Below are 9,231 nucleotides of genomic sequence, written 5' to 3'. Positions count from 1 at the left end.
AATATTCCGGGCCACCCGGTATCAGACCTTGACGTGACCGGACCTCAATTTCCTCTAGGAAGCCCGAAGGACGTTGCGGTCACTCCGCCGGAGCGTGGCCAGGCACGACGCTGACCTTGGCCCCACGCCGGATCCAGCGGCCGAAGGACAGGGCGCCGTGGGTCAGGTCCTCGACATAGAGGTACAGCACCGGGGTGATGTACAGCGTCAGCATCTGCGACACGATCAGCCCGCCGACCACGGCCAGGCCCAGCGGCTGCCGCAGCTCTGCGCTCGCCCCCTGGCCGACCGCGATCGGCAGCGCGCCCATCAGCGCCGCCATGGTGGTCATCATGATCGGCCGGAAGCGCAAAGTGCAGGCGCGGTAGATCGCGTCGCGGGCCGCGAGCCCCTCGCTGCGCTGCGCGTTCAGCGCGAAGTCGATCATCATGATCGCGTTCTTCTTGACGATGCCGATCAGCATCAGCACGCCGATGATCGCGATCACCGACAGGTCGGTGCGGAACAGCATCAGCGTGCCCAGCGCGCCGATCGCCGCCGAGGGCAGGCCGGACAGGATCACCAGCGGATGGGTGAAGCTCTCGTAGAGAATCCCGAGCACGATGTAGATCGTCAGCACCGCGCCGAACAGCAGCAGCCCCTGGTTCTGCAGCGACTGCTGGAACACCTGGGCGTTGCCGGCATAGGCGGTGGTGATGGTGACCGGCAGGGCGATGTCGGACTTGATCCGGTCGATCTCCGCCGTCGCATCGCTGAGCGATTTGGCGCCGGCGACGTTGAACGAGATGGTGACGGCCGGCAACTGCCCCTGCTGGTTGACCGACAGCGGCCCGGCCGTGCGCTCCACCGTGGCGAAGGCGCCGAGCGGCACGAGTTCGCCGTTGGAGGAGCGGACATAGATCTTGTCGAGCGAATCCGCCGACCACGGGAAGGCCGGGTCGAGCTCGAGGATCACCTCGTAGCTGTCCACCGAGGTGAAGATGGTCGAGATCTGCTCGGTGCCGAAGCCGCCATAGAGGGTCGAGCGCAGCGCGTCGCTGGTGACGCCCAGCTGGGCCGCCTTGTCGCGGTCGACCTTCAGCGTCGCCTGCAGGGCGTTCAGCTGCAGGTCGCTGACCACGTCCTGCAGCACCGACGATCTCCGCATCCCGGTCGTCATCTTGCCGGCCCAGCCATACAGCTCCTGCTGGTTCAGGCCCTGCATCACGAACTGGTACTGGGCCGAGGAGGTGCGGCCGCCGACCCGCAGGTTCTGCACCGGCACCATGTAGCTGTCGATGCCGGAGATCGGGCCGAGCTGGCGCCGCAGGTCGGAGATCACGGTGTCGAGCGGCGGGCGCTCCTGCTTCGGCTTCAGCTGCACGAACAGCCGGCCGGAGTTCAGCGTGCCGCCATAGCCGTTGGTGCCGACGCTCGACACCACGTCCTGGACATAGGGCGACTTCCGGAACACCTCGCGGACCTGGTTCTGCAGCCCGATCATGGCGTCGAAGGACACGTCCTGCCGGGCCTGGGTGGTGACCTGCAGCTGGCTCAGATCCTCGGTCGGGAAGAAGCCCTTCGGGATCGCCTGGAACAGCAGCGCGGTGCCGGCGATGGTGCCGAAGAACACCAGCAGCATCACCGGGCGGTGCGCCAGGCACCAGCCCAGCGTCCGGGAGTAGAAGCCGAGGATGGCGTCGAAGCCGCGCTCCAGCGTCCGGCCGGTCGCGCCCTCCGGCTTCTCCTCGTCATGGCCGTGCAGGAAGCGCGAGCACATCATCGGCGTCAGCGTCAGCGAGACGAAGGCCGAGGCCGCGATCGACATGGTCACGACGACCGCGAATTCGTTGAAGATGCGGCCGACCACGCCGCCCATCAGCAGCACCGGGATGAACACGGCGACCAGCGACAGGGTGATCGACAGGATGGTGAAGCCGATCTCGCGGCTGCCCTTCAGCGCCGCCTCGAAGGGCTTCATGCCCTCCTCGATGTAGCGGACGATGTTCTCCAGCATCACGATCGCGTCGTCGACCACGAGGCCGACCGACAGGGTCAGGCCCAAGAGCGAGATGTTGTCGATCGAGAAGCCGCACAGATACATGCCGGCGACGGTGGCGATCAGCGAGATCGGTACCGTCACCGTCGGGATGATGGTGGCCGACACCCGGCGCAGGAACAGGAAGATCACCATCACCACCAGCGCGATGGTCAGGCCCAGCGTGAACTGCACGTCGGTGACCGCCTGGCGGATCGAGGTCGACCGGTCGTTCAGAACGTTGATCTTCACCGAAGGCGGCATGTCGGCGCTGAATTTCGGCAGCAGATCCTTCACCGCGTCGACGATGGCGACGGTGTTGGCGTCGGGCTGGCGCTGCACCGCCAGCACGATCGACCGGTTCTGGTCGAACCAGCTGGCGGTCTGGTCGTTCTCGACCGAGTCGATCACCTTGGCGATGTCGCCGAGCCGCACCGGCATGCCGTTGGGCGACGCCACGATCAGGTCGGCGAAGGCCTTGGCGTCGTACATCTGCGTGTCGGCCTGCAGGATCAGCTGCTGCTGCGGGCCCTGCAGGGTGCCGACCGGCGTGTTGACGTTGGCGGCGGCGACCGCCTTCCGGACGTCGTCGACGCTGATGCCGCGATGGTTCAGCGCATCGGGGTCGATCTGGATGCGGACGGCGTATTTCTGGCTGCCGTAGATCGACACCTGGGCCACGCCGGTCAGGGTCGACAGGCTGGGCGAGATCACCTGCTCGGCGAAGGCGTCCAGGGTCGACAGGGGCAGCGTGTCGCTGCTGACCGACAGCAGCATGATCGGCGCGTCGGCCGGGTTGACCTTGCGGTAGCTCGGCGGCGCGGTCATCTCCGGCGGCAGCCTGCGCTGCACCGCGGTGATGGCGGACTGGACGTCGGCGGCGGCCGCGTCGATGTCGCGGTTCAGGTCGAATTCCAGGGTGATGGTGGTCGACCCCTGGGTCGAGGTCGCGGACATCGACTGGATGCCGGCGATGGTCTCGAACTGCTTCTCCAGCGGCGTCGCCACCGAGCTCGCCATCGTATCCGGGCTGGCGCCGGGCAGGCTGGCCGAGACGTTGATCACCGGGAAGTCGGTGTTGGGCAGCGCCGCGATCGGCAGCTGGCCGAAGGCGAACAGGCCCGCCATGACCATGGCGACCGTCAGCAGGGTCGTCATCACCGGGCGGCGGATGCAGAGCTCGGAGAGGCTCATGGCCGTATCCCCCCGCGCCCGGATCAGGTCGGGCTGACGGCGGAGGCGACGCCGTCCGCGCGCGGCGCCGTGGGGGCCGTGCCGGCCTTCTCGGTGATGCGGCTGCCCTGCATCAGCCGCAGCTGGCCCTCGGTCACCACCTTCTCGCCCGGCTTCACGCCCTGGGCGACAACGGCGGTGTCGCCGACCGTCCGCGCCACCGTCACCGGCCGCATCTCGGCGGTGCCGTCCGGCCTGGCGACGAAGACGAAGGCGCCGTCCTGGCCGGCCTGCAGCGCCACGGTCGGCACGGTGACGGCATTGTCCTGGGTGCCCAGCTGCAGCGCCACCCGGACGAACTGCCCCGGCCACAGGGCGAAGGCGGCGTTGTCGAAGGTCGCCTTCAGCGGGATCGTTCCCGACTTGGTGTCGACGGTGCTGTCGATGAAGCTGAGCTGGCCGCTGGCGATGCGGCGCTGGCCGTCGCTGTCGAAGGCCTCGACCTGCGGCGGGGTCGGGCTGGTCATCGCCGCGCGGATGGCATCGAGGCTCCGCTCCGGCACGGTGAAGGCGATCCGGATCGGCGTCATCTCGGTGATGGTGACCAGGCTGGTGACGGCGCCGCTGCTGGCGTTGCTGTTGGTGGTGTTGGCCTTGACCAGGTTGCCGGCGGTGACCGAGACGACGCCGAGGCGGCCGGTGATCGGGGCTCGGATCTGGGTGTAGGACAGGGTCAGCTGGGCCTGGTCGAGATTGGCCTGGTCGGCGGCGACGCTGGCCTCCGACCGTTTGGCGGCGGCGACCGCCAGGTCATAGGCCTGCTGCGAGACCGCGCCGGTCTTGACCAGCGGCTTGTCGCGCTCGACATCCATCGCGGTCTGGTCGCGGTCGGCCTGGTCCTTGGCCAGGTTGGCCTGGGCCAGGGCGACGGCGGCCTTGGGCGGCTTGTCGTCGAGGGTGAACAGCAAGTCGCCGGCCTGGACGGTCTGGCCGTCGGCGACATGGACCTGCATCACCTGGCTGTCGATGCGGGAGGTGACCAGGACGGTCGAGATCGGCTCGACCGTGCCGATGGCGGAGATGGTGGTGGCGACCGGCTTCTGCTCGACCGCGGCGGTGACCACGGGGATGGACCGCCCGCCGGCGTTCTTCGACCCGGACTGGCCGGAGGCACCGGCCTCGGCGGCCTTGCCGCTGCGCTCGATCGCGTCGGCGTTGCCGAAGCGTTGCCATGTGACGGCGGCAACGGCGATGCCGAGGACCGCGACGACCCCCAAAACCGAGCGCTTCATGGCCTGTTTCCCGCAGCCGGATTGCACCGGAAAAAAGGCCTGCCCGCCCCGGTGCCTCACCGACATGTAAGACTTTTGTGCAGTGCGATGGGGTTAATAATTTTCAATGCGACCGATGCGACGGAATGCAAAATGCCGCACGAGTAAAGGGGTTCCGGCGCGGCTGTAGCAGACGGGAAGAGAGGCGAGGGCGTCGGGCCTGCGAGGGATGAGCTGACTAGACTATCGGTGGCGATTGTCATCCAATGAGTAGCCAATCGCTCGGCGGAAAACGAGACTAGGGTGTCACAGGATTTGCCGCAGGGCACCCAGGAGGACTACCAGGCGTTCCTGGCCGAGAAGGTTCGGCTCGGCCGCGAGGACATCGCCGCCGGCCGCATGGTCTCGCATGAACAGGTTGTCGCCGAGGGCGAGGCAAGGCGAGCCGCGTTGCTGAAACGGCTCGGCAAGCGATGAAGGTGAATGGACTTGGCGCGCGCTTCGCGACAATGACGACATCTTCCTCTAGATCGCTCCCCATGACGTTGATGCAGCGTTCCGCTCGAAGCCACCGCTTGGTCTACGAGGTCAGGGACAACAGGATCTTGATTGCGACCGTCATCCATACGGCGATGCAGTGGCCGCCGATCCGCTGACGGATATCGACCCCAGCCCCCTTGCCAGGCTTGACCCGGCAATCCAGGGCCACTCAGAGCAGCATCGAGATTCCCTGTCCTGCCCGGGTTAAGCCCAGGCAGGACAGGGTGAGGGTGGGCCGGCCTTACAGCCGCCCGTTCACCGCGTCGACGAACACGGCGCGCAAGTCGTCGGCCTTGACCGGCTTGGCGTTGCTGCCGGTCGACGGGTCGGCCTCGGCCATCCGGCCGATCTCCTCGGCCCGGTTGTCGCCGATGCCGATGTCCTTCAGCGTGTGCGGGATGCCGATCTCGCGGCGCAGGCCCAGCACCCAGATCAGGACGGTGTCGAAGCTGGGGTTCGACAGGTCGATGTAGCGGCCCAACCGCTCCATCCGGCCCTCGATGGCATCGCGGTTGTGGACCATGCAGTACGGCATCAGGATGCCGTTCAGCAGCCCGTGATGCGCGTCGTACAAGGCGCCGAGCGGGTGGGCGAGGGAGTGGATCGACCCCAGCCCCTTCTGGAAGGCGGTGGCGCCCATGCTGGCGGCGACCAGCATGTTGCTGCGCGCCTCCAGGTTGCGGCCGTCCTTGACCGCGACCGGCAGCCATTCCCGGATCAGCCGGATGCCCTCCAGCGCGATGCCGTCGGCCATCGGGTGGAAGCCGGGGGCGCAGAACGCCTCCAGGCAATGGGCCAGCGCGTCCATGCCGGTGGCGGCGGTGACATGCGGCGGCAGGCCGATGCTCAGCTCCGGATCGGCGATCACGACGACCGGCATCATCTTCGGATGGAAGATGATGCGCTTCACATGCGCCTCCTCGTCGGTGATGACGCCGGCGCGGCCGACCTCCGACCCGGTGCCGGCGGTGGTCGGGATCGCGATCACCGGGGCGATCCTCGACGCATCGGCGCGGGTCCACCAGTCGCCGATATCCTCAAAGTCCCATAAGGGGCGCGACTGGCCGGCGTGGAAGGCGATGGCCTTGCCGGCGTCCAGCGGGCTGCCGCCGCCGAAGGCGATGACGCCGTCATGGCCGCCGGCCCTGTATACGGCGACGCCGTCGGCGACGTTCCTGCCGGTCGGGTTCGGCTTGACGTCGCTGAACACGGCGGTCGGGATGCCGGCGGCCTCGTTGGCGGCCACGGCGTCGGCGATCATCGCCAGCTTCGCCAGGCCGGGATCGGTCACCAGCAGCGGCCGCGTCAGGCCATGGGCCTTGCACAGGTCCGGCAGCTCCTTGATCCGGCCGGGGCCGAACTTCACCGCGGTCGGGTAGTTCCAGTTGCCTTTGAGCATTCTTGTCTCGCGGAAAGGGGGCGCCGGTCAGGGAAGCCGCAGGTGGAAGGATTTCGGCCGGGTCAGGTAGTCGTAGCCGAGGGTCGAGAGGGTGCAGCCGCGGCCGGACTCCTTGACGCCGGTCCAGGCCAGGGCCGGGTCCAGATAGTCGCAGCGGTTCAGGAACCAGGTGCCGGTCGCGACCTGGTCGCCGATGGCGATGGCGGCGTCGACGTCGCGGGTGAAGACCGACGCGGTCAGGCCGTAGGGGCTGTCGTTCATCAGCCGCACCGCCTCCTCGTCCGACGCCACCTTCATGATGCCGACGACGGGGCCGAAGCTCTCCTCGGTCATCACCCGCATCGAATGGTCGACGCCGGTCAGCACCTGCGGCGCCAGATAGGGCGTGCCGGCCTTGTCGGCGGTGAAGCCCTTGGCGTCGATCAGGGCGCGGGCGCCCTGGCGCACCGCCTCTTCGGTCTGGCCGCGCACGAAATCGGCGGCCGATGCCCGGACCATCGGGCCCAGCGTCGTCGCCTCCTCGGTCGGGTCGCCCAGGACGTATTGCCGGGTCAGCTCGACCGCGCCCTCGACGAAGGCGTCATAGACCGAAGCGTGGACATAGATCCGCTCGATGCCGCAGCAGGACTGGCCGGAGTTGAAGAAGGCGCCATCGACCAGCGTCTCGACCGCGTGCTTCAGGTCGGCATCGGCGCGGACATAGCCGGGGTCCTTGCCGCCGAGCTCGAGCCCGACGCCGACGAAGCGGCCGGCGGCAGCTTCCTCGACCGCCCGGCCGCCGGGGACCGAGCCGGTGAAGGCGACGAAATCGACCGCGCCGCTGCCGATCATCTTGGCGGTGGTGTCATGGTCGGCATGGATGTGCTGGAACACGCCCGCCGGCAGGTTCTTGAGCGCCTCGGCGAAGCGCTCGGCGCAGAGCGGGGTCTGGTGCGAATGCTTCAGGATCACCGCGTTGCCGGCCATCAGCGCCGGGACCACGGCGTTGACCGCGGTCAGGTAGGGGTAGTTCCAGGGCGCGACGACGAAGACCGTGCCCAGCGGGTCGCGCCGGATGAAGCGGCGGAAACCCTCCTTCGGGCCGACATCGATATCGGCCAGCGCCCCCTCGGCCACCGAGATCATATAGCGCGCCCGCTCCTCGAAGCCGCGCACCTCGCCGGGGGTGTAGCGGACCGGCCGGCCCATCTGCCAGGTGATCTCGCGCGCGATCTCCGGCCCGGCGGCGACGAAGGCGTCGACCGCGGCGGACAACAGGCGCGCCCGCTCCGACACCGGCACGCGCCGCCACTCGGCCTGGGCCACCCGGGCGCGGGCCAGCGCCGCCTCGGCCTCGGCCGGCGTCGCCAGCGGCCGCTCGACATAGATGCCGCCGTTCACCGGCGTGATGGTCTTCAATATCTGGGTCATTCGTCGTCTCGGACAGCCTCTCTGCGGCGCGCATCTTGCGGCCATCGCCCGGGAAATCCCAGAGGGATCCTCAGCCCTGCGGCGGCCACTCCTGCCGCAGCCGGGCCACGATCCGGCGGCTGTCCTCATCGACCGGGACATAGGCGACCAGCCGCAGGTCCGGCGCCTCTTCGACCCGGAACACGCTCTGCTCCAGCGCCATCGGGCCATGGCGCGAGGTGAAGCGCTTGACCGGGTCCGGCCGCCGGGTCACGTCCTGCTCCGGCCACCAGCGGTGGAAGTCGTGGCTGGCCTGGTCCAGCCGGCGGATCAGCGCCAGGAAGACCGGGTCGTCGCGGTGGCGGCCGAACTCGACGCGGAAGCGGGCCAGCATGCCGCGCGCCTCCGCCTCCCAGTTCGGGATCGCGGCGCGGTGCGGCGGGCTGGCGAAGACCAGCCACAGCATGTTGCGGTCCTCTTCCGGCAGCGGGGTCAGGTCGCCGAACACCGCCGACAAAGCCGTGTTCCAGGCCGCGACGTCGAGGCAGGCCGTGGCCAGGTAGGCCGGGCCGTCCACGGCCTCGAGCATCCGTCGCAGGGCAGGGGTTACGCCGATATTCTCCGCCGGCCGCATCGGCGGCGGGCGGTCATGGGCCAGGGTGAAGAGATGGGTCCGCTCGGTCGCATCCAGCCGCAGCGCCCGCGCCACCTGCTCCAGCACATGGGCGGAGACCTGGATGGCGCGGCCCTGCTCCAGCCAGGTGTACCAGGTGACCCCGACGCCGGCGATCTGGGCCACCTCCTCGCGCCGCAGCCCGGGCGTGCGCCGCCTCACCGTGGCCGGCAGCCCGACCGCCGCCGGCTCCAGCCGCTCGCGCCGGCTGCGCAGGAACGCCGCCAGCTCCTCCCGGTCCCGGGACCGGCGCTGCTCCGTCATCAGCCTGATGCTCCCAGTACCAGGATAACTTGTCCTCTGGTCCCAGGATAACACGGCCGCGATCCTCGGCGGACGGAGACGGAGGAGGGATGCGATGAACGAGGATATCCGGCGGCGGTTCCTGGAGTTCCGCGACCGGCTCTACGGCCGGCACGACCTGGCCGCAGTGGACGGGATGGTCCATCCCGACTTCACCAGCGACAGCCCGCTGATTGCGCCGGGGATCGCCGGCTACAGGGAATTCGCCCGGATGCTGCAGACGGCGCTGCCGGACCTGCGGGCCCTGCGCCACGAGGTGGTGGTCGAGGGCGACCGGCTGATGGCGATGGCGCAGTGGCAGGGGACCCATCGCGGCCCCCTGCTGGGCGCGGCGCCGACCGGCGCGGTGCTGCGCTTCGCCACCGCCGACCTGTACCGGCTGCGCGACGGCATGCTGGCCGAGCACCGCGACGTGGTCGACCGGCTCGACGCCTCGATCGCGCTCGGGCTGGTGCGCGGCCCCTAG

Annotated in this window: 7 protein-coding genes; 2 read left to right on the top strand and 5 right to left on the bottom strand. The window is 69.0% G+C overall.

What is annotated here, in order from left to right; all coding sequences use genetic code 11:
- Positions 1-79: 79 nt before the first annotated feature.
- Together AAHM41_RS36665 and AAHM41_RS36660 are read right to left on the bottom strand one after the other, a co-directional pair.
- A complete protein-coding gene (locus AAHM41_RS36665) occupies positions 80-3,211 on the bottom strand; it encodes an efflux RND transporter permease subunit (protein WP_342241581.1) in 3,132 nt (1,043 codons plus the stop codon).
- Positions 3,212-3,234: 23 nt separating this feature from the next.
- Complete coding sequence (locus tag AAHM41_RS36660) at positions 3,235-4,482, bottom strand: efflux RND transporter periplasmic adaptor subunit (protein WP_342241580.1); 1,248 nt, start codon at positions 4,480-4,482, stop codon at positions 3,235-3,237.
- A 282-nt stretch (positions 4,483-4,764) separates the two neighbouring features.
- Between AAHM41_RS36660 and AAHM41_RS36655 the strand changes: the two genes are divergently transcribed.
- Positions 4,765-4,938: a hypothetical protein gene (locus AAHM41_RS36655; protein ID WP_342241579.1), complete on the top strand. Its 174-nt coding sequence runs from the start codon at positions 4,765-4,767 to the stop codon at positions 4,936-4,938.
- Positions 4,939-5,242: 304 nt separating this feature from the next.
- Here AAHM41_RS36655 and AAHM41_RS36650 read toward each other — a convergent pair whose 3' ends face one another.
- From AAHM41_RS36650 to AAHM41_RS36640, 3 genes are all read right to left on the bottom strand, one after another.
- Positions 5,243-6,400 carry an iron-containing alcohol dehydrogenase gene (locus tag AAHM41_RS36650; protein ID WP_342241578.1) on the bottom strand — a complete coding sequence of 386 codons (1,158 nt, stop codon included), beginning with the start codon at positions 6,398-6,400 and terminating at the stop codon, positions 5,243-5,245.
- A 27-nt stretch (positions 6,401-6,427) separates the two neighbouring features.
- Positions 6,428-7,810 carry an aldehyde dehydrogenase family protein gene (locus AAHM41_RS36645; protein WP_342241577.1) on the bottom strand — a complete coding sequence of 461 codons (1,383 nt, stop codon included), beginning with the start codon at positions 7,808-7,810 and terminating at the stop codon, positions 6,428-6,430.
- A 70-nt stretch (positions 7,811-7,880) separates the two neighbouring features.
- Positions 7,881-8,726 (bottom strand): helix-turn-helix transcriptional regulator, encoded by an 846-nt coding sequence (locus AAHM41_RS36640; protein ID WP_342241576.1) that lies wholly within the window; start codon positions 8,724-8,726, stop codon positions 7,881-7,883.
- A gap of 94 nt (positions 8,727-8,820) precedes the next feature.
- Here AAHM41_RS36640 and AAHM41_RS36635 point away from each other — a divergent pair, with 94 nt between their 5' ends.
- Positions 8,821-9,231 carry an ester cyclase gene (locus AAHM41_RS36635; protein WP_342241575.1) on the top strand — a complete coding sequence of 137 codons (411 nt, stop codon included), beginning with the start codon at positions 8,821-8,823 and terminating at the stop codon, positions 9,229-9,231.

The organism is Inquilinus sp. OTU3971 (assembly GCF_038440215.1).
This window is presented reverse-complemented; position numbering and strand designations above follow the sequence as displayed.

Bases quoted from the DNA above. Each gene is read 5' to 3' on its own strand.
- AAHM41_RS36665 (WP_342241581.1), bottom strand. From the start codon at position 3,211: ATGAGCCTCTCCGAGCTCTGCATCCGCCGCCCGGTGATGACGACCCTG.
- AAHM41_RS36660 (WP_342241580.1), bottom strand. From the start codon at position 4,482: ATGAAGCGCTCGGTTTTGGGGGTCGTCGCGGTCCTCGGCATCGCCGTT.
- AAHM41_RS36650 (WP_342241578.1), bottom strand. From the start codon at position 6,400: ATGCTCAAAGGCAACTGGAACTACCCGACCGCGGTGAAGTTCGGCCCC.
- AAHM41_RS36645 (WP_342241577.1), bottom strand. From the start codon at position 7,810: ATGACCCAGATATTGAAGACCATCACGCCGGTGAACGGCGGCATCTAT.
- AAHM41_RS36640 (WP_342241576.1), bottom strand. From the start codon at position 8,726: ATGACGGAGCAGCGCCGGTCCCGGGACCGGGAGGAGCTGGCGGCGTTC.
- AAHM41_RS36635 (WP_342241575.1), top strand. From the start codon at position 8,821: ATGAACGAGGATATCCGGCGGCGGTTCCTGGAGTTCCGCGACCGGCTC.